Origin of the sequence: Streptomyces sp. NPDC059861, assembly GCF_042731435.1 — a bacterium.
Taxonomy (GTDB): domain Bacteria; phylum Actinomycetota; class Actinomycetes; order Streptomycetales; family Streptomycetaceae; genus Streptomyces.
Window position 1 is genome coordinate 62,060 of the sequence record NZ_JBHWJQ010000010.1, and the last position, 19,757, is coordinate 81,816.

The following is a 19,757-nucleotide window of genomic DNA, read 5'->3' on the forward strand; positions in this document are numbered from 1 at the left end:
TACGGGTCATGGGCGGGTCGCCTCCAGGAGGGTGAGGTGGGCCAGCGTGTCGAAGCCGGTGCCGTCGAAGTCCGCGATGGAGGTGGCGAGGCGGTTCTTGAGGGGTGCCGTCCAGTGGTCCGGGAGCGCGGTCGGGGTGCCGGCGACGAGGGCGGCGACGCTGCCGGCGGTGGCCCCGTTCGAGTCGGTGTCCCAGCCGCCGGAGACCGCGCGGCAGATGCTGCCGGTGAAGTCGCCGTCCGCGTGGGTGAGGGCGGCGGCGACCAGGGCGGTGTTGGGGACGGCGTGGACCCAGTGGTAGGCGGAGTGCCGGGTGTGGAGTTCGTCCACGACCGTGTCGAAGTCCTCGTGGCACCGGGCGAGTCGGACGGCGTGCCGGACGGCCTCGGCCAGGCGGGAGTGCGGGGGGACGACGCCGAGTCCGGTGCGCAGGCTGGTGTGGACGTCGGCGGTGCCGGTGGCCGCGGTGGCGATGGTGGCGGCGGTGAACATCGCGGCGTAGACGCCGTTCGCGGTGTGGCTGAGGGTGGCGTCCCGGTACGCCTGCTCGGCCGCGGCGGCGGGGTCGCCGGCGTTGGTCCAGCCGTGGAGGTCGGCGCGGATCAGGGCGCCGATCCATTCACGGAACGGGTTGCGGTGGCGGGCGGTGTGCGGGGGCTCGATGCCGCTGAGGAGATTGCGGTAGGCGACACGTTCCGCGGTGAAGGCGCGGCCGGCGGGGAGTTCGTCGAGCCAGAGGCCGGCCACGTCCGCAGTGGTGAAGTTCCGGGTGCGGCGCTGGAGCAGGAGGAGGTTGAGGAGGGGGTAGTTGAGGTCGTCGTCCTCGGGCATGCCGTCGATGTTCTCGGCGAGCGAGGTGCCGGCCGAGCGGCGGTTCCAGGGGTGGGTGTCGAGAAGCGGCTGGGGGACTCCCCGGGCGGTGAAGTAGGTGGCCAGGGGCCAGTTGCCGGTGGCGCGGGCGAGTTGGCGGATTCCGGTGAGGGGGAGCTTCTCGACCGGTTTGCCCAGCAGGCAGCCGACGGCCCGGCCCAGCCAGGCGGCGTGCAGGCGTGCCTCCAGGTCTGCCGGGGGGCCTGCGGCGCGGTCCGGCGACGGCCAGTCGGGGCACAGGGATTTGATCCTCGCCAGGCCCGTCGGCTCCCGGTCCTGGAGCCGGCTGGGCAGGTCCGCCAGTTCGTCCAGCAGGTCCTCGGCCAGTTGCCGCAGGTAGCGGGAGGCCGGTTGCGGGGAGGCGCCCGCCCGGACCGGGGCGTCGGGACCGCCCGCCGTGTTCCAGCGCCTTTCGACGGCGGTCGGCCGGCGGCCGTCCTGGTGTGCCTGGCGGAGTTCGTGGCCGAGCAGGTCCTCTGGCTGGACCCAGGTCAGTCGGAGCATCCGGTGCCTCCCAGCGCGGTGAACGACTCCTCGTGGGTACGGCGCCGGCTCACGTCCCGCCGGAAGATCTCCGCCGTGACCTCGCTGAGCGCGCGCGCCGGTTCCCACAGGTCGAGGCGGCTGGCCTCGGCCACCGTCTTCGACCACTCGTCCGGGACCGGGGAGCCCAGGGCCCCGGCCAGCGCGCCCGCCATCGTGGCGATCGAGTCGCAGTCGCGGCCGTAGTTCACCGAGCCCAGGACCGCTTGGCGGTAGTCGCCGCCCGCGACCAGCAACATTCCCAGCGCGACGGGGAGTTCCTCGATGGCGTGCAGGCGGGAGGGACGGCGGGCGCCGAGCGAGGGGGTGCGGTAGTCGGGACCCACCGTGTCGTACGGGGCCACCGCCTCACGCAGCGGAGTCAGCGCCGACTCGAAGTCCGAGTGTCCGGACGCCACTTCGCACACCGCCGCGATCGCCGCCCGCGTGCCGTCCTTCGCGTGCTCCAGGCATGTCGTCACCACCGATTCCGGTGTCGCCCCGGGGGAGCAGGCCGCCGCCACCGCCGCAGCGAAGACGCCCGCCGCCTCGCGGCCGTACGACGACTGGTGGGCGCCCGCGACGTCCAGCGCCTCGGCGTAGGCACCCGCCGGGTTGGCCGCGTTGACCAGGCCGACCGGGGCCATGTACATCGCGGCACCGCAGTTCACGATGTTGCCGACGCCGGCCTCCCGGGGGTCGACGTGACCGTAGTGGATCCGCGCCACCAGCCACTTCTCCGCCAGGAAGATCCGCTGCAGGGGGAGGGCCTGCGCCTCCAGCTCCGGGATCCAGCGCGGGGTGGTGATCAGGTCGGGGACCAGGTGGTCGGCGACGGCATAGGCGTCGAGGTGGTCGCGGACCTCGGCGTAGACCCGTACCAGCGCGTGGGTCATCAAGGTGTCGTCGGTGACGTGGCCGTCGCCCTTGTGGTACGGCGCGATGGGGCGGGCGGTGCGCCAGGCGCCGCCGTTCCAGGGGCCGACGATGCCGTGGACGCGGCCGCCGTGGCGCTCGGTGATCTGGTCGGGGGAGTAGCCCTCGACGGGGCCGCCGAGAGCGTCGCCGACGGCCGCGCCGACGAGGGCGCCGGTGATCCGCTCACTGAGGGAGTCTGCTCGGCTTTCTGCTCCTTTGGGGGTCATGAGCCGAATCATCCCCCTGGCGGGGCCGGTTGTGCCGCTTCCAGGAGTTCGGCGAGTTCCACCAGGTCGGTGCCGGTGAGGCGGGGGAGTACGCAGCCGGAGAGGTGCCGGCAGGTGTCGCGCCAGGTGCCGGGGATCGCCGCGCCGCCGCCGAGTGCGCCGGTGAGGGCGCCCGCGAGGGCCGGGGCCGAGTCCGCGACGCGGGAGAGACAGGCCGCGGCGGGTACCGCCTCCGCGATCCGGCCCTGGGAGGCCATGGTGAGGGCGAGGGCGACCGGGACCGTCTCGGCGGCGGCGATGCCGTAGCTGTAGACGTGGTCCACGATCTGGTGTTCCAGGAGGGGGATCAGCGCGAAGGCGCTGACCGCGTCCGCCGCCAGCTTCAGGGCGTGGCGGGCGTTGCGGCCGATCTCCGTCCCCTCGGGCAGTTCGGCGAGCGCCGCCGTCACGCAGGTGTGCGGGGTCGCGCCGGTGATGGCGAGTGAGACGGCGGCGGCCATCGCGCGGGCGCCGTGCACGCCGTCGCCGTCCTGGGTGTAGCGGGCGTCGAACTCGGCGAGGGACGCGGCGAGCGCGGGGTCGCCGGGGTGGGCGACGGCGAGCACGCAGGCCCGGACGCAGGCCGCGTCGTCGAAGTAGTGCGGGTTGTCGTGGCCGGTCGCGGGTGGGCGCAGGCCGGCGGCGAGGTTGCCGAGGCCGGCCCGGACGGAGATGCGGGCGCGCAGCGGGAGCACGGCGGACTCGATCTCGGGGGCGCGTTCGGCTGCCGCCGCTACCTCACTGGCCACGGAGTTCCAGGTCAGGTCGATGGCCGCGCGTACGCGGCGTTCCCGGCTGAGGTCGCCGAGGACGGTGTCGTCGCCGGCGCGCAGCACGGCCTCCGCGGCGAAGGCCGCCCACTCGGCGTCGTCGGAGGGGCCGAGACGGAGGGGTTCGGGGGGCTGGTTGAGGGCGATGGGGACGGGGAGGGTGGTCGTCGCGTTGTGCTCGGCGAAGGTGTCCAGTTCGCGGGTGAGGCGGCGGGTCCATTCGGGCATGCGGGCGGCTCGGTGGCGGGCGGCGGGCCAGCCGGCTGCGTCGCCCGCGGCGAGGCCCAGGAGGAGGCCCTCGATTCTGCTGCCGGTGGTGGTGCCGGGGGTTGTGGCCTCGGCTTCGCCTTCGACTCGGTGTTTCCCACCCGCGTCACCCGCACCGATCTCGTGCTCGGGTGGGCGGGGCCCCTGAGGGGGGTCCTCGCCGTCGGCGGGCGCGGGTTCGGGGTCGCTTGTCAGGGCTTCGTCGAGGTCTGTCGACGTCGGCGGGGTGTGCAGGGTCAGGGGGCCTGTCTCGTCCCACGGGGCCGGGGGTTTCATCGGATCGCCTCGCCTGGTGCCGCCGCTGCACGGCCGGCCCGGTAGGGGCGGTCGTCCTCCGGGGTCAGCAGGTCCGCCACGTCCAGTACGTGGTGGCCGGCCATCGACGGCAGGCAGCTTCCCCGCGCCGGGCCGATCGCCGTCGCCCACTCCCGCGGGATCGCGGACTCGCCCTGCTGCGCGCCGGCCAGGGCGCCCGCGACCGCGGCCGTGGTGTCGGCGTCCCGGCCCATGTTGACGGCCGTGAGCACCGCCTCCTTGAAGTCGCCGTCCGCCGCCGCGTACGCGCCGAAGGCCAGGGCGACCGCCTCGGGAGCGAGGTCGGTCCACGGGTAGCCGCCGATGACCACGGCGGAGCGCACCGCGCGTTCGCCGCGGTGGGCGACGACCACGGCACGGCGCAGGGAACGCGCGGTCCAGGAGTCGTCCGGCACGACGGCGAGCGCGGAGGCGACCACTGCGGTGGCCGGGGCGCCCGCCATCGCCGCCGCGACCCCGGCCGCGACCGCCTGACCGCCGTAGATGCCCTCCCCCTCGTGGCTGACGGAGCCGTCGATCGCCACCAGGCGGGCCGCCTCGGCGGGGCGGCCCGCGGCGAACACCCCGAAGGGCGCGGCGCGCATCGCGAGGCCGTCGCTCCAGGCGTGCCGGTGCTGGGCGGAGATCGGGGCGGCGAGGCCGCGGCGGAGGTTCTCCAGGGTGCCGCGTTCGCTGAAGCCCGCGCCCCGGAACTGGCCCTCGGCACGGTCCGCGATCCAGGCGTGCCAGGCCGCCTCCACATGGGCGGGGGTAAGGGCGGAGCCGTGCCGGGCGAGCAGCAGGCCCGAGAAGATCGCGTACTCGGTGTCGTCGGTGCCGGAGGGGCGGTCGGCGACGTAGCCGGTGATGCGGCCCCAGCGGGCGCGGATCTCGGACGGCTTCATGTTCTCGGCGGGGGCGCCCAGGGCGTCGCCGACGGCGAGGCCGAGCAGGGCGCCGCGGGCCCGGGAACGGAGTTCCGCGGCGTCCCCGGGGGCCGGTACCGAGGGAACGCGGGCGATCGATGGCATCGCGGCCTCTCCTCTCAGGGCGGGTGACCCTTTGCGGAACTGTCCCCGGTGCGGTGTGCGGCGCAGCCTCACGAGCCGCAGTGTCACCCGGTCGACATCTGAGCGACTCTGTAATCGAATGAGCAAAAAAGGTAAAACCGCAGGTTAGCCCAGCCTTTCCTTCCTGGCGGGGACGGAATCCCCGACGTAGGCTGGGCGTTGTCGAAAAGTGGAATGAGTCCAAGTTAGCTTTTGTTGGGGGACCGGTATGGCCATCATCGAGACCGAGGCGGCGCTCCATGAGGCGCATCGCGACAACCACACGCACCGGGACGTCAACGGCGGCTGGCTGCGCCCCGCCGTGTTCGGCGCGATGGACGGCCTGGTCTCCAACCTCGCTCTGATGACCGGTGTCGCGGGCGGTGCGGTCGGTCAGCAGACCATCGTGCTGACCGGGCTCGCGGGCCTCGCCGCCGGCGCCTTCTCCATGGCCGCCGGTGAGTACACGTCGGTGGCCTCCCAGCGTGAGCTGGTCGAGGCCGAGCTGGACGTCGAGCGCCGCGAGCTGCGGAAGCATCCGAAGGACGAGGAGGCCGAGCTCGCCCGGCTCTACGAGACGCGTGGCGTCGAGCCGGGTCTGGCCCGTGAGGTGGCCCGGCAGCTGTCGAAGGATCCCGAGCAGGCGCTGGAGATCCATGCCCGCGAGGAGCTCGGCGTCGATCCCGGCGATCTGCCGTCGCCGCTGGTCGCCGCGGTGTCGAGCTTCGGCTCCTTCGCGCTCGGCGCCCTGCTTCCGGTGCTGCCGTACCTGCTCGGTGCGACCGTGCTGTGGCCGGCCGTGCTGCTCGCGTTGCTCGGTCTGTTCGGGTGTGGTGCCGTGGTGGCCAAGGTGACGGCGCGGACCTGGTGGTTCAGCGGGTTGCGGCAGCTCGCCCTCGGTGGCGCCGCGGCCGGTGTGACCTACGCCCTGGGCAGTCTGTTCGGAACGGCCGTAGGATAGGGCGGCTCGGGCTTTATGCGGAGGACCGCATAAGTAGCCGTTACTGCCTGGTTTCGAGTGCGTAATCGCCGGGCATGAGCCGTAAGCGCTGTGGGCAATGAGGCCTCCGGCGCACTCGCGGGGTGAGCGACGCTGCTCGCCCTGCCCACCGGGCCGACGGACAAGGATCTGTCCTCCCCGGCCCCCCATGAATCGCTGCCGCGGGCCGCGGTGTCTTCGTCGCGCACCCTTGCGAGAAGTCCGCATGTTGGAACGGTGTATCCGCTTCCCGAGAACCGCTCCATCATGTAACCTGCACGAAATTTTGATCTCACGCGAGGGCCAGCGTCGTCCCTCGGCACTTGAACATGCCACTTGACGACGGGAGAGCCGATGCGTACGCCGCGCCAGCCGTCCCAGCATTCCGCGAATGGCCAGAACTGGTCCTTCATGGATGCTCGCCCTGCTGCGCAGGGTATGTACGACCCCCGCAACGAGCACGACGCCTGCGGCGTCGGCTTCGTGGCCACCCTCACCGGTGAGGCGAGCCATGCGCTGGTCGAACAGGCGCTCACGGTGCTGCGCAACCTGGAGCACCGCGGGGCCACCGGCTCCGAGCCGGACTCCGGTGACGGCGCGGGCATCCTCGCCCAGGTGCCGGACGCCTTCTTCCGTGAGGTGGCCGGATTCGATCTGCCGAAGGCCGGCGGTTACGCCGTCGGTATCGCCTTCCTGCCGGAGGACGGCGCCGACGAGGCCGTCTCACGTATTGAGACGATCGCGGCCGACGAGGGCCTGACCGTCCTCGGCTGGCGCGAGGTCCCCGTCGCGCCCGAGCTGCTCGGCGCCACCGCCCGTTCGACGATGCCCGCCTTCCGGCAGGTCTTCGTCACCGACGGCGCTTCGGAGGGCATCGCCCTCGACCGCAAGGCCTTCGTGCTGCGCAAGCGCGCCGAGCGCGAGGCCGGCGTCTACTTCCCGTCGCTGTCCGCCCGGACGATCGTCTACAAGGGCATGCTGACCACGGGCCAGCTGGAGCCGTTCTTCCCGGACCTGTCCGACCGCCGATTCGCATCCGCGATCGCGCTCGTGCACTCCCGGTTCTCCACGAACACCTTCCCGTCGTGGCCGCTGGCGCACCCGTACCGCTTCGTCGCGCACAACGGTGAGATCAACACCGTCAAGGGCAACCGCAACTGGATGCGGGCCCGCGAGTCCCAGCTGTACTCCGAGCTGTTCGGCGCCCCGGAGAAGCTGGCCAAGGTCTTCCCGGTCTGCACGCCCGACGCCTCCGACTCGGCGTCCTTCGACGAGGTGCTCGAACTGCTGCACCTCGGCGGGCGTTCGCTGCCCCACTCGGTGCTGATGATGATCCCCGAGGCGTGGGAGAACCACGACTCCATGGATCCGACCCGGCGCGCCTTCTACCAGTTCCACTCCACGATGATGGAGCCCTGGGACGGCCCGGCCTGCGTCACCTTCACCGACGGCACCCAGGTCGGCGCCGTTCTCGACCGCAACGGTCTGCGCCCCGGCCGCTACTGGGTCACCGACGACGGCCTCGTCGTCCTCGGCTCCGAGGTCGGCGTCCTCGACATCGACCCCGCGAAGGTCGTCCGCAAGGGCCGCCTCCAGCCCGGCCGCATGTTCCTCGTGGACACCGCCGAGCACCGCATCATCGAGGACGACGAGATCAAGGCGCAGCTCGCCGGCGAGAACCCCTACGCCGACTGGCTGGAGGCCGGCGAGATCGAGCTGAGCGACCTGCCCGAGCGTGAGCACATCGTGCACACCCACGCCTCGGTCACCCGCCGCCAGCAGACCTTCGGCTACACCGAGGAAGAGCTGCGCGTCATCCTGGCGCCGATGGCCAAGGCCGGCGCCGAGCCGATCGGCTCGATGGGCACCGACTCGCCGATCGCCGCGCTGTCCGACCGCCCGCGTCTGCTCTTCGACTACTTCACGCAGCTGTTCGCGCAGGTCACCAACCCGCCGCTGGACGCGATCCGCGAGGAACTGGTCACCTCGCTGCGCAGCTCGCTGGGCCCGCAGGGCAACCTGCTGGAGCCGACGGCCGCCTCCTGCCGCAGTGTCGTGCTGCCCTTCCCGGTGATCGACAACGACGAGCTGGCCAAGCTCATCCACATCAACGCCGACGGCGACATGCCCGGCATGAAGGCCGCCACGCTCTCCGGCCTCTACCGCGTCAGCGGTGGCGGTGACTCCCTCGCCGCGCGGATAGAGGAGATCTGCGCCGAGGCCGACGGCGCGATCGAGAACGGCGCCCGGCTGATCGTGCTGTCCGACCGGCACTCGGACGCCGAGCACGCGCCGATCCCCTCGCTGCTGCTCACCGCGGCCGTCCACCACCACCTCATCCGCACCAAGCAGCGCACCCACGTGGGCCTGCTGGTCGAGGCCGGTGACGTCCGCGAGGTCCACCACGTCGCCCTGCTCATCGGCTACGGCGCGGCCGCCGTCAACCCGTACCTGGCGATGGAGTCCGTCGAGGACCTGGTCCGCGCGGGTACCTTCCTGCCGGGCATCGAGGCCGAGAAGGCCATCCGCAACCTGATCTACGCCCTCGGCAAGGGCGTGCTGAAGGTCATGTCCAAGATGGGCATCTCCACCGTCGCCTCCTACCGCGGCGCCCAGGTCTTCGAGGCCGTCGGTCTCGAAGAGGCATTCGTGGAGAAGTACTTCAACGGCACCGCCACCAAGATCGGCGGCGTCGGCATCGACGTCATCGCCAAGGAGGTCGCCGCCCGGCACGCCAAGGCGTACCCCGCCTCGGGCATCGCCCCGGCGCACCGCGCGCTGGAGATAGGCGGCGAGTACCAGTGGCGCCGCGAGGGCGAACCGCACCTGTTCGACCCGGAGACGATCTTCCGCCTCCAGCACTCCACGCGCACCGGCCGCTACGACATCTTCAAGAAGTACACCGAGCGGGTGAACGAGCAGTCCGAGCGCCTGATGACGCTGCGCGGCCTGTTCGGCTTCAGGTCCGGTCGCCGGCCGATCTCCGTCGACGAGGTCGAGCCGGCCAGTGAGATCGTCAAGCGGTTCTCCACCGGCGCCATGTCCTACGGCTCGATCTCGCGCGAGGCGCACGAGACGCTCGCCATCGCCATGAACCAGCTGGGCGGAAAGTCCAACACCGGTGAGGGCGGCGAGGACCCGGACCGTCTGTACGACCCGGCACGCCGGTCGTCGATCAAGCAGGTGGCCTCCGGCCGCTTCGGCGTGACCAGCGAGTACCTGGTCAACTCCGACGACATCCAGATCAAGATGGCCCAGGGCGCCAAGCCCGGCGAGGGCGGTCAGCTGCCCGGCCACAAGGTGTACCCGTGGGTGGCCAGGACCCGGCACTCCACGCCGGGCGTGGGGCTCATCTCCCCGCCGCCGCACCACGACATCTACTCCATCGAGGATCTGGCCCAGCTGATCCACGACCTGAAGAACGCGAACCCGCAGGCGCGGATCCACGTGAAGCTGGTCTCCGAGGTCGGCGTCGGCACGGTCGCCGCCGGTGTGTCCAAGGCGCACGCCGACGTGGTGCTCATCTCCGGTCACGACGGTGGCACCGGTGCCTCTCCGCTGACCTCGCTGAAGCACGCCGGTGGCCCCTGGGAGCTCGGCCTCGCCGAGACCCAGCAGACGCTGCTGCTCAACGGCCTGCGCGACCGGATCGTCGTCCAGACCGACGGCCAGCTGAAGACCGGCCGGGACGTCGTCATCGCCGCGCTGCTCGGCGCCGAGGAGTTCGGTTTCGCGACCGCGCCGCTCGTCGTCTCCGGCTGCGTCATGATGCGCGTCTGCCACCTGGACACCTGCCCGGTCGGCATCGCCACCCAGAACCCGACGCTGCGCGAGCGCTTCACCGGCAAGGCCGAGCACGTGGTGAACTTCTTCCGGTTCATCGCCGAGGAGGTCCGCGAGCTGCTGGCCGAGCTGGGCTTCCGCTCCATCGAGGAGGCCGTCGGCCACGCCGAGGCCCTCGACGTCACGCGGGCCGTCGACCACTGGAAGGCGCAGGGCCTGGAGCTGCAGCCGCTGTTCCACGTGCCCGACCTGCCCGAAGGCGCGGTGCGCCACCAGCTCGTCGCCCAGGACCACGGCCTGGAGAAGGCGCTCGACAACGAGCTGATCAAGCTCGCCGCCGACGCCCTGGCCGCGGCCGGTGCCACCGACGCCCAGCCGGTGCGCGCCCAGGTCGCCATCCGCAACATCAACCGCACGGTCGGCACCATGCTCGGCCATGAGGTGACGAAGAAGTTCGGCGGGGCGGGCCTGCCCGACGACACCATCGACATCACCTTCACCGGCTCGGCCGGCCAGTCCTTCGGCGCCTTCGTCCCGCGCGGCATCACGCTGCGCCTGGAGGGCGACGCCAACGACTACGTCGGCAAGGGCCTGTCGGGTGGCCGTGTGATCGTCCGCCCGGACCGCGGCGCGGACCACCTCGCCGAGTTCAGCGTCATCGCGGGCAACACCCTCGCGTACGGCGCGACCGGCGGCGAGATGTTCCTGCGCGGCAAGGTCGGCGAGCGCTTCTGCGTCCGTAACTCCGGCGCGCTGGTGGTCTCCGAGGGCGTGGGCGACCACGGCTGCGAGTACATGACCGGCGGTCACGCGGTGGTGCTCGGCGAGACGGGCCGCAACTTCGCGGCCGGTATGTCCGGTGGCGTCGCGTACGTCATCGACCTCGACCGGGACAACGTCAACATCGGCAACGTGGAGGCCGTCGAGGCCCTCGACGACACCGACAGGCAGTGGCTGCACGACGTGGTGCGCCGCCACCAGGAGGAGACCGGCTCCACGGTCGCCGAGAAGCTCCTGGCCGAGTGGGACACCGCGGTCGACCGCTTCAGCAAGATCATCCCCAGCACGTACAAGGCAGTGCTCGCCGCCAAGGACGCCGCCGAGCGAGACGGTCTCTCCGAGTCCGAGATCACCGAGAAGATGATGGAGGCGGCGATCAATGGCTGACCCGAAGGGCTTTCTGAACCACGGCCGCGAGGTCGCCAGGTCCCGCCCGGTCGACGAGCGCGTCAGGGACTGGAACGAGGTCTACGTTCCCGGCTCCCTGCTGCCGATCATCAGCAAGCAGGCCAGCCGCTGCATGGACTGCGGCATCCCGTTCTGCCACAACGGCTGTCCGCTCGGCAACCTGATCCCGGAGTGGAACGACTACGCCTACCGCGAGGACTGGGGCGCCGCGTCGGAGCGCCTGCACGCCACGAACAACTTCCCGGAGTTCACGGGCCGTCTGTGCCCGGCCCCGTGCGAGTCGGCGTGTGTGCTGGGCATCAACCAGCCGGCGGTCACCATCAAGAACGTCGAGGTCTCGATCATCGACAAGGCGTGGGAGACCGGCGAGGTCGCCCCGCAGATCCCGGAGCGGCTGTCCGGCAAGACGGTCGCGGTGATCGGCTCGGGCCCGGCGGGCCTGGCGGCGGCCCAGCAGCTGACCCGCGCCGGCCACACCGTGGCGGTGTACGAGCGGGCGGACCGCGTCGGCGGCCTCCTGCGCTACGGCATCCCCGAGTTCAAGATGGAGAAGCGGCACATCAACCGCCGTATCGAGCAGATGCGCGCGGAGGGCACCCGCTTTCGCACCGGCGTCGAGATCGGCCGCGACATGAAGGCGACGGACCTGAAGAAGCGGTACGACGCCATCGTCATCGCCGCCGGGGCCACGACCGCCCGTGACCTCCCGGTCCCCGGCCGGGAACTCAAGGGCGTCTACCAGGCGATGGACTACCTGCCGCTGGCCAACAAGGTCCAGGAGGGCGACTACGTCACCACCCCGGTCTCGGCCGAGGGCAAGCACGTCGTCGTCATCGGCGGCGGTGACACGGGCGCCGACTGCGTGGGCACCGCCCACCGTCAGGGCGCGGCCTCGGTCACCCAGTTGGAGATCATGCCCCGCCCGGGCGACGAGCGGGACGCCGTCCGCCAGCCGTGGCCGACCTTCCCCATGCTGTACAAGGTCACGTCCGCGCACGAGGAGGGCGGCGAGCGGGTCTACGCCGTCTCGACCACCCACTTCGAGGGCGACGAGGACGGCAACGTCCAGTGGCTGCACCTCGTCGAGGTCGAGTTCGTCGACGGCAAGCTGACCCCGCAGCCGGGCACGGAGCGCAAGATCCCCGCCCAGCTGGTGACGCTGGCGATGGGCTTCACCGGCACCGACCGCGAGAACGGCCTGGTCGACCAGTTCGGCCTGGAGCTCGACGAGCGCGGCAACATCGCCCGCGACGCCGACTACCGCACCAACGTGCCGGGCGTCTACGTCGCCGGTGACGCCGGCCGCGGCCAGTCCCTCATCGTGTGGGCGATCGCGGAGGGCCGCTCGGCCGCCCGTGGCGTCGACCGCTTCCTCACGGGCGCCAGCGACCTCCCGGCCCCGATCCGCCCGACGGACCGCGCGCTGATGGTCTGACGGCCACCGAAAGAGACGTCCCGTACAACGACGTACGGGCTGGTTGTCTGGGGGGTTCCCCAGACTCCCCCCGAGACGGCGCCTGCCCGCCAGTCCCCGACCGGACGACTGGGCAGGCGCCGTCGCTCGTGCCGTAACCTCGCGGCGTGGCAGCCATCAGTCTCACCAAGGTCGAACAGAGCGCTCCGGCGCTCGTGAACCTGTACAAGAGCGCCGCGGTCTCGCTGGCCAAGCACGGCCTGGAGGGACAACGGGCCGCCGTGTACCTCGTCGTCGACTACTCGGGGTCGATGAAGCCGTACTACCAGGACGGCAGCGTGCAGGCACTGGCCGACCGGGTGCTCGGGCTCTCGGCGCATCTGGACGACGACGGCAGGGTGCCCGTGGTGTTCTTCTCCACGGACATCGACGCCGTCACCGAGATCGCCCTCGCCGACCACCAGGGCCGGATCGAACGGATCGTGGCGGGCCTGGGGCACATGGGCAGGACCAGCTACCACCTGGCCATGGACGCCGTCATCGACCACTACTTCGACAGCGGCTCCCGGGAGCCGGCCCTCGTCGTCTTCCAGACCGACGGCGGCCCCATCAACCGGCCCGCCGCCGAGAAGTTCCTGTGCAAGGCGGCGAAACTGCCACTCTTCTGGCAGTTCATAGGCTTCGGCGATCCGCACAGCAAGCAGTTCGACTTCCTGCGCAAGCTCGACGACCTGCCCGTGCCGGAGCGGCGGGTGGTCGACAACGCCGGGTTCTTCCACGCCGGTGAGAATCCGCGGCAGATGTCCGACGCCGAGCTGTACGACCGTCTCGTGGGCGAGTTCCCCCAGTGGCTGGCGGCCGCGCGGGCGCGGGGAATCGTGACGAACGGCTGAGGCAGGTCGAGACCTGCCGGGTCGGCTCCAGTCGCTCCGGATGGCCTCGGTCGGCTGAGATCTTTCGCGCACCTTTGGCTTGAGCTCTCCACCGTGTCACTGTCACCCTGAGGGTGGTCCGACGGGGAGGGCGGCGAACGCATGGACGGCGCGGGATCGGTGAACACGGCGACGCGCAGGGCGAGTTCCCCGGCGCGGGGCGAGAAGCTGGCTGACTGGGCCGACGGGCGCCTCGGGCTCTACTCGCTCGCCAAGGCCAACATGCGCAAGGTCTTCCCGGACCACTGGTCCTTCATGCTGGGAGAGGTCTGCCTCTACAGCTTCCTGGTCCTCATCCTCACCGGCGTCTACCTCACGCTGTTCTTCGAGCCCAGCAGCGTCGAGGTGGTGTACGAGGGGTCGTACACACCGCTCAACGGCATCGTGATGACCCGGGCGTTCGAGTCCACCCTGGAGATCAGTTTCGATGTGCGCGGCGGGCTGCTGATCCGGCAGATCCATCACTGGGCGGCGCTGGTCTTCGTCGCCGGGATGCTCGTGCACATGATGCGGGTGTTCTTCACCGGCGCCTACCGCAAGCCCCGCGAGATCAACTGGGTGTTCGGCTGGACCCTGTTGCTGCTCGGCATCATCACCGGCCTCACCGGCTACTCGCTCCCCGACGACCTGCTCTCCGGCACCGGCCTGCGCTTCGCCCAGGGCGCCATCCTGTCCATCCCGGTCGTGGGCACCTACGTGGCGTTCTTCCTGTTCGGTGGTGAGTTCCCGGGCCACGACATCATCTCGCGGCTGTTCCCGATCCATGTGCTGCTGCTGCCCGGGATCATGCTGGGCCTGGTGGTGGCCCATCTGATCCTGGTCTTCTACCACAAGCACACCCAGTACCCCGGCCCCGGCCGTGACGAGAAGTCCGTGGTCGGCATGCCCTTCCTGCCGGTCTACATGGCCAAGGCCGGCGGCTTCTTCTTCCTGGTCTTCGGCGCCCTCGCGATGATGGGCGGGCTCGCGCAGATCAACCCCGTGTGGGCGTTCGGCCCGTACCGCGCCGACCTCGTCACCACCGGCGCCCAGCCCGACTGGTACCTCGGCTTCTCCGAGGGACTGATCCGGGTGATGCCGGGATGGGAGATCGACCTCGGGGGGCACACCCTCGTCCTGGGCGTCTTCATCCCCTTCGCGCTCTTCCCGCTGATCCTGGCCGCCATCGGCGTCTATCCCTTCGTCGAGACCTGGATCACCGGCGACAGACGCGAGCACCACCTCCTGGAGCGGCCGCGCAACGCCCCCGTCCGCACCGGCCTCGGCGTCGCCTGGCTCACCCTGTACGTGGTGTGCCTGATCGGTGGCGGCAACGACATCGTCGCCACCCATCTGCATCTGTCGATCAACGCCATCACGTGGTTCGTACGGATCGCGTTCTTCGCCGCGCCGGTGCTGGCGTTCGTCGTCACCAAACGGATCTGTCTGGGCCTGCAGCGCCGGGACCGCGAGAAGGTGCTGCACGGCCGGGAGACCGGCACCATCAAGCGGCTGCCGCACGGCGAGTACGTCGAGGTCCACGAACCCCTCAGCCAGGCGCAGCGATTCACCCTCACCCAGCACGAGCAGCAGCCGCCGTACGAGATCGGGCCGCGTGTCGACGCCAACGGCGTCCGGCGTCCGGTCACCGTCTCCCAGCGGGTGCGCGCGCGGCTGGCCCGGGCCATGTTCGGGCCGGCCAGCCGCATCCCGAAGCCGACGCCGGAGGAGTGCCGGGAGATCACGCGCGGGCACTGAGGACGGTGTCCCGGCACTCGTCAGGGCTGCCCCAGGCACCCAGCAGGCCGCGGGCCTTGGTCAGCCACAGGGACAGGTCGTACTCCGCCGTGTAGCCGATCGCGCCGTGCAGCTGGAGCGCCGTACGGGCCGTCGCGTACGCCGCCTCGCACGCCGTGACCTTGGCGGCGGCCACGTCGGCGGGGCTCATGGTCAGCGCGGCGCCGAACAGCAGCGGGCGCGCGAAGTCCAGGGCGATCCTCGCGTCGGCCAGCCGGTGCTTGACCGCCTGGAACGACCCGATGGCGACACCGAACTGGGTGCGCCGCCGGACGTGGGCGACGGTCCTGTCGAGCAGGGCGGAACCCACGCCGAGGGCCTGGGCGGCGGTGGCGAGCCGCGCCCAGGTGAGGGCCTGTTCGGTGGGCGGGGCGGGGGAGAGCAGTTCGCCACCGGGGAGGAGGGGGGTGAGGCGGCGGGCCGGGTCCAGGGAGGGGCGGGCGGGAGCGGCCGGGCCGGGGGAGAGGCGCAGGCCCTCGGTGGTGAGGGACAGATGCGTGGTGGCCGCGTCGCCGTCGAGGGCGTACGGGGAGGCCGCCGGCGTCACCGTCGCCATCGTCGCGCCCGCCGCGAGGGGCGGGAGGAAGCGCTTGGCGAGGGCCGGTTCCGTGAGCAACGCGGCCGCCGCGACCGTCTCCACCAACGGGCCCGGGACGGCGTGCCGGCCCAATTCGACGAAGGCGACGGCCAGTTCCACGGGACGGGGGCCCAGCCCGTCGTACTCCTGCGGCACCGCCAGCGCGAAGACGCCCGCCTCGGCGATCCGGGACCACAGCGCGCGCCCGCCGGTGGGGTCGCCGCGGCTCCAGTCCCGCACCACGGAGGGGGTGCCGGCGGAGGTGAGCAGGGCGTCCAGGGAGGCTGCGAAGGCGCGTTGCTCGGGGGCGAGGAGGAAGCGCATCAGCGGCGTCCCTTCGGCAGGCCCAGCAGGCGTTCGGCGACGATGTCGCGCTGGATCTCGTTGGTGCCGGCGTAGATCGGGCCGGCCAGGGCGAAGACGTACGGCTCGGACCAGGGCGTGCCGGACAGCTCGCCCTCGGGGCCGAGCACGTCGAGGGCGGTCTCGTGCAGCGCGATGTCGTACTCCGACCAGAACACCTTGTTCAGGCTGGACTCCGCGCCGAGCGGCTCGCCGTCGAGGAAGCGGGAGGCGGCGGCGTAGGTGAAGAGCTGGTAGGCGCGGGCGCCGATCAGCGCGTCGGCCACGCGGGCGCGCGTGGCGGGCGGGCTGCCGTGGGCCTGCCACAGCCGGTGCAGGCGGTCCGCGGCGGCCAGGAAGCGGCCCGGGGAACGGAGCGTGAGGCCGCGTTCGTTGGCCGCTGTCGACATGGCGACATGCCAGCCCTGGCCGGGCTCGCCGATGACGTCCTCGTCGGGGACGAAGACCTCGTCCAGGAACAGCTCGGCGAAGGCCGGCTTGCCGTCCAGCCGGGCGATCGGGCGGACGGTGACGCCGGGCGCGCGCAGGTCGAACATCAGGTACGTCAGGCCCTGATGGGGTTTCCGGGTGTCCCGCTCGCTGCGGAACAGGCCGAAGGCGCGGTCCGCGAAGGGCGCGCGGGAGGACCACGTCTTCTGACCGGACAGCAGCCAGCCGCCGTCGGCGCGGACCGCCCTCGACGTGAGCGACGCGAGGTCCGAGCCCGCCTCCGGCTCCGACCACGCCTGCGCCCAGACGGTGCGGCCCGAGGCCATGGGAGGCAGGACACGGGCCCGCTGCTCCGCGGTGCCGTGGGCGAAGAGGGTGGGGGCCAGAAGGTGGATGCCGTTCTGGCTCACGCGCGCCGGGGCGGCGGCCGCGTAGTACTCCTCCTCGAAGACCAGCCAGCGGACGAGCCCGCTGTCCCGGCCGCCGTACTCCTGCGACCAGTCGACGACCGACCAGCGGTCCGCGGCCAGCTCCGCCTCCCACGCGCGGTGCGCCGCGAAGCCCTCGGCGGTCTCCAGGGACGGCAGCGGTGTGCGCGGTGCATGGGCGTCGAGCCAGGCGCGCGCCTCGGCGCGGAAGGCCTCGTCGGCGGCGGAGTGCGTGAGGTCCACGGTCGCCTCCCTCCCTGCTTGTCCGGCCCCGAATTCTTCCCTAACAATTGTTTGGTAGGTTAGCGTGAGCCCATGACAGACGTCGAGGGTCCGGCCTACGAGCCCGGGCACGGTCTGCTCCGCGGGCGCAGCGCCGTCATCACCGCGGCGGCGGGCGCCGGGATCGGCGGCGCGACCGCGCGCCGGTTCCTGGAGGAGGGCGCGCGCGTGCTGATCAGCGACGCCCACCCGCGCCGCCTGAAGGAGCACGAGGCGGCGCTCACCGCGGAGTTCGGCGCGGGGTCGGTCGCCGCGCTGCCCTGTGACGTCACCGACGAGACGCAGGTGCGGGCGCTGTTCGCCACGGCCGTGGCGGAGCACGGGCGGCTGGACGTCGTCGTCAACAACGCCGGTCTCGGCGGCACGTCGGCCCTCGTCGACATGACCGACGAGCAGTGGTCCCGCGTGCTGGACGTGACGCTGAACGGCACGTTCCGGTGCACGCGGGCCGCCCTGCGCTCCATGAGGACTTCCGGCGCCGGCGTGATCGTCAACAACGCCTCCGTCGTCGGCTGGCGGGCCCAGGCCGGGCAGGCGCACTACGCCGCCGCGAAGGCCGGCGTGATGGCGCTGACCCGGTGCGCGGCGGTCGAGGCCGCGGCGTTCGGGGTGCGGGTCAACGCCGTGGCGCCGAGCCTCGCCATGCATCCGCACCTGGCGAAGGTGACCACCCCCGAACTGCTCGCGGAACTCACCGAGCGCGAGGCCTTCGGGCGGTACGCGCAGCCCTGGGAGGTGGCCAACGTGATCGTGTTCCTGGCGTCCGGCTACTCCTCGTACCTGACCGGAGAGGTCGTCTCCGTCAGCAGCCAGCACCCCTAGGCCCACAATGGGTGCCGTGCCGACCAAGAAGAACCCCCAGGTGACCGCCTCCCCACCGGCGCGCCGCCACGAACTCCTGCGCACCGCCGCCGAGGTCTTCGCCGAGCAGGGGTACAACGCCACGACCGTCCGGACCATCGCCGACCACGCGGGCATGCTCGCGGGCAGCCTCTACTACCACTTCGACTCCAAGGAGTCGATGCTGGAGGAGATCCTGCGCACCTTCCTCGACGAGCTCTGGGACGGCTACGACGCCGTCCTGGACGCCGGGCTCGGGCCGCGGGAGACGCTTCAGGCGCTGGTCACGGAGTCGTTCCGGGAGATCGACCGGCACCGCGCGGCCGTCGCGATCTACCAGAAGGAGTCCAGGCAACTGGCGGCGCAGGAGCGGTTCGCGTTCCTCGCCGAGTCGCAGCGCAAGTTCGAGAAGGCGTGGCTGTCCACGCTGGAAGGCGGGGTCGCCGACCGGGTCTTCCGGGACGACCTCGACGTCCGGCTCACCTACCGGTTCGTGCGGGACACCGTGTGGGTCGCCGCGTCCTGGTACCGGCCGGGCGGACAGCACAGTCCGGAGGAGATCGCCCGGCAGTACCTGTCGATGGTGCTGGACGGGATCGCCGTACGCACATAAGTCGCCGTACGCACACCACTCGCTGGGGAGTCGCCATGGTCGAGGCCTACATCGTCGAAGCGGTCCGCACGCCCGTGGGGCGACGCGGGGGAGGACTCAGCGGGGTCCATCCGGCCGACCTGGGCGCGCATGTGCTCAAGGAGCTGGTCAAGCGGGCCGGCGTGGATCCGGCGGCCGTCGAGGACGTCGTCTTCGGGTGCCTGGACGCGGTGGGGCCGCAGGCCGGGGACATCGCGCGGACCTGCTGGCTGGCGGCCGGACTGCCCGAGGAGGTGCCGGGCGTGACCGTCGACCGGCAGTGCGGGTCCTCGCAGCAGGCCGTGCACTTCGCCGCGCAGGCCGTGCTGTCCGGGACCCAGGACCTGGTGGTCGCCGGGGGCGTGCAGAACATGTCGCAGATCCCCATCGCCTACGCCACCCGGCAGGCCGCCGAGCCGCTGGGCTTCGCCCAGGGGCCGTTCGCGGGCAGCCAGGGCTGGCGGGCGCGGTACGGGGACCGGCCCGTGAACCAGTTCGCCGGGGCCGAGACGATCGCCGCGAAGTGGGGGATCAGCCGCTCGGACCAGGAGGAGTTCGCGCTGCGCTCGCACCGGCGTGCGGTGCGGGCGATCGACGAGGGGCGCTTCGCCCGCGAGACCGCGCCGTACGGGGACGTGTCCGTCGACGAGGGACCGCGGCGAGACACCTCGTCGGAGAAGATGGCCGCGCTGAAGCCGGTCGTCGAGGGCGGCACGGTGACCGCCGCCTGCTCGTCGCAGGTGTCCGACGGCGCGGCGGCGCTGCTGCTGGCCTCGGAGCGGGCGGTGCGCGAGCACGGGCTGACGCCGCGGGCCCGCGTCCATCATCTGTCGGTGCGCGGCGAGGACCCGATCCGCATGCTGACCGCGCCCATCCCGGCCACCGCCCACGCCCTGAAGAAGACCGGACTCACCCTCGACGCCATCGACCTCGTCGAGATCAACGAGGCCTTCGCGCCGGTCGTCCTGGCCTGGCTGAAGGAGACCGGCGCCGACCCCGGCAAGGTCAATGTCAACGGCGGTGCGATAGCCCTCGGGCATCCGCTCGGCGCGACCGGCGCCAAGCTGATGACGACGCTGCTGCACGAACTGGAGCGTACGGGCGGGCGGTTCGGGCTGCAGACGATGTGCGAGGGCGGCGGACAGGCCAACGTGACGATCATCGAGCGGGTCTGAGACC

General features: G+C 71.8%; 14 protein-coding genes. 8 read left to right on the forward strand and 6 right to left on the reverse strand.

The genetic code is table 11. The features are described from left to right. Positions 1–6: 6 nt before the first annotated feature. The 4 genes from ACFV6X_RS11610 to ACFV6X_RS11625 are packed head-to-tail and all read right to left on the reverse strand — an operon-like array spanning position 7 to position 4,938. Positions 7–1,374, reverse strand: a complete 1,368-nt coding sequence (locus ACFV6X_RS11610; RefSeq protein WP_385381103.1) for an ADP-ribosylglycohydrolase family protein — start codon at positions 1,372–1,374, stop codon at positions 7–9. Continuing rightward, complete coding sequence (locus tag ACFV6X_RS11615) at positions 1,362–2,537, reverse strand: ADP-ribosylglycohydrolase family protein (RefSeq protein WP_385381106.1); 1,176 nt, start codon at positions 2,535–2,537, stop codon at positions 1,362–1,364. Before ACFV6X_RS11615 ends, ACFV6X_RS11610 begins: the two co-directional genes overlap by 13 nt. An 8-nt stretch (positions 2,538–2,545) precedes the next feature. After that, positions 2,546–3,889, reverse strand: a complete 1,344-nt coding sequence (locus ACFV6X_RS11620; protein ID WP_385381109.1) for an ADP-ribosylglycohydrolase family protein — start codon at positions 3,887–3,889, stop codon at positions 2,546–2,548. Beyond that, a complete protein-coding gene (locus ACFV6X_RS11625; RefSeq protein WP_385381111.1) occupies positions 3,886–4,938 on the reverse strand; it encodes an ADP-ribosylglycohydrolase family protein in 1,053 nt (350 codons plus the stop codon). The genes ACFV6X_RS11620 and ACFV6X_RS11625 overlap by 4 nt, the downstream gene beginning before the upstream one ends. A gap of 247 nt (positions 4,939–5,185) precedes the next feature. Here ACFV6X_RS11625 and ACFV6X_RS11630 point away from each other — a divergent pair, with 247 nt between their 5' ends. From ACFV6X_RS11630 to ACFV6X_RS11650, 5 genes are all read left to right on the forward strand, one after another. Then, complete coding sequence (locus ACFV6X_RS11630) at positions 5,186–5,917, forward strand: VIT1/CCC1 transporter family protein (RefSeq protein ID WP_365455198.1); 732 nt, start codon at positions 5,186–5,188, stop codon at positions 5,915–5,917. A gap of 372 nt (positions 5,918–6,289) precedes the next feature. Further along, positions 6,290–10,885 carry a glutamate synthase large subunit gene (gene gltB, locus ACFV6X_RS11635; protein WP_385381114.1) on the forward strand — a complete coding sequence of 1,532 codons (4,596 nt, stop codon included), beginning with the start codon at positions 6,290–6,292 and terminating at the stop codon, positions 10,883–10,885. After that, entirely contained in the window at positions 10,878–12,341 is a 1,464-nt protein-coding gene (locus ACFV6X_RS11640; protein ID WP_385381117.1) for a glutamate synthase subunit beta, read from the forward strand. Before gltB ends, ACFV6X_RS11640 begins: the two co-directional genes overlap by 8 nt. Before the next feature lie 146 nt (positions 12,342–12,487). After that, the gene (locus ACFV6X_RS11645; RefSeq protein WP_385381120.1) at positions 12,488–13,213 is read left to right on the forward strand and encodes a vWA domain-containing protein; all 726 of its coding nucleotides are present in this window, start codon (positions 12,488–12,490) and stop codon (positions 13,211–13,213) included. A 141-nt stretch (positions 13,214–13,354) separates the two neighbouring features. Continuing rightward, the gene (locus tag ACFV6X_RS11650; RefSeq protein ID WP_385381123.1) at positions 13,355–14,989 is read left to right on the forward strand and encodes a cytochrome bc complex cytochrome b subunit; all 1,635 of its coding nucleotides are present in this window, start codon (positions 13,355–13,357) and stop codon (positions 14,987–14,989) included. Here the strand turns inward: ACFV6X_RS11650 and ACFV6X_RS11655 are convergent. Then, entirely contained in the window at positions 14,973–15,929 is a 957-nt protein-coding gene (locus ACFV6X_RS11655) for an acyl-CoA dehydrogenase family protein (protein WP_385381126.1), read from the reverse strand. The two genes, ACFV6X_RS11650 and ACFV6X_RS11655, sit on opposite strands and share 17 nt — an antisense overlap. Next, positions 15,929–17,068: an acyl-CoA dehydrogenase family protein gene (locus tag ACFV6X_RS11660; RefSeq protein ID WP_385381129.1), complete on the reverse strand. Its 1,140-nt coding sequence runs from the start codon at positions 17,066–17,068 to the stop codon at positions 15,929–15,931. Before ACFV6X_RS11660 ends, ACFV6X_RS11655 begins: the two co-directional genes overlap by 1 nt. A 72-nt stretch (positions 17,069–17,140) precedes the next feature. On the opposite strand from ACFV6X_RS11660, the gene ACFV6X_RS11665 reads away from it, so the two are divergent. Genes ACFV6X_RS11665 through ACFV6X_RS11675 form a run of 3 tightly spaced genes read left to right on the forward strand, consistent with a single transcriptional unit; the run spans position 17,141 to position 19,753 of the window. Then, positions 17,141–17,929: an SDR family oxidoreductase gene (locus tag ACFV6X_RS11665; RefSeq protein ID WP_385381132.1), complete on the forward strand. Its 789-nt coding sequence runs from the start codon at positions 17,141–17,143 to the stop codon at positions 17,927–17,929. Positions 17,930–17,945: 16 nt separating this feature from the next. Further along, positions 17,946–18,560, forward strand: coding sequence for a TetR/AcrR family transcriptional regulator (locus ACFV6X_RS11670; RefSeq protein ID WP_385381135.1), 615 nt, complete (start codon positions 17,946–17,948; stop codon positions 18,558–18,560). A gap of 35 nt (positions 18,561–18,595) precedes the next feature. Next, a complete protein-coding gene (locus ACFV6X_RS11675) occupies positions 18,596–19,753 on the forward strand; it encodes an acetyl-CoA C-acetyltransferase (RefSeq protein WP_385381138.1) in 1,158 nt (385 codons plus the stop codon). Positions 19,754–19,757 lie beyond the last annotated feature (4 nt).

Coding starts and splice junctions, on each gene's coding strand:
- ACFV6X_RS11640 (WP_385381117.1), top strand. CDS start 10,878: ATGGCTGACCCGAAGGGCTTTCTGAACCACGGCCGCGAGGTCGCCAGG.
- ACFV6X_RS11620 (WP_385381109.1), bottom strand. CDS start 3,889: ATGAAACCCCCGGCCCCGTGGGACGAGACAGGCCCCCTGACCCTGCAC.
- ACFV6X_RS11665 (WP_385381132.1), top strand. CDS start 17,141: ATGACAGACGTCGAGGGTCCGGCCTACGAGCCCGGGCACGGTCTGCTC.
- ACFV6X_RS11630 (WP_365455198.1), top strand. CDS start 5,186: ATGGCCATCATCGAGACCGAGGCGGCGCTCCATGAGGCGCATCGCGAC.
- gltB (WP_385381114.1), top strand. CDS start 6,290: ATGCGTACGCCGCGCCAGCCGTCCCAGCATTCCGCGAATGGCCAGAAC.
- ACFV6X_RS11655 (WP_385381126.1), bottom strand. CDS start 15,929: ATGCGCTTCCTCCTCGCCCCCGAGCAACGCGCCTTCGCAGCCTCCCTG.
- ACFV6X_RS11675 (WP_385381138.1), top strand. CDS start 18,596: ATGGTCGAGGCCTACATCGTCGAAGCGGTCCGCACGCCCGTGGGGCGA.
- ACFV6X_RS11625 (WP_385381111.1), bottom strand. CDS start 4,938: ATGCCATCGATCGCCCGCGTTCCCTCGGTACCGGCCCCCGGGGACGCC.
- ACFV6X_RS11650 (WP_385381123.1), top strand. CDS start 13,355: ATGGACGGCGCGGGATCGGTGAACACGGCGACGCGCAGGGCGAGTTCC.
- ACFV6X_RS11610 (WP_385381103.1), bottom strand. CDS start 1,374: ATGCTCCGACTGACCTGGGTCCAGCCAGAGGACCTGCTCGGCCACGAA.
- ACFV6X_RS11615 (WP_385381106.1), bottom strand. CDS start 2,537: ATGACCCCCAAAGGAGCAGAAAGCCGAGCAGACTCCCTCAGTGAGCGG.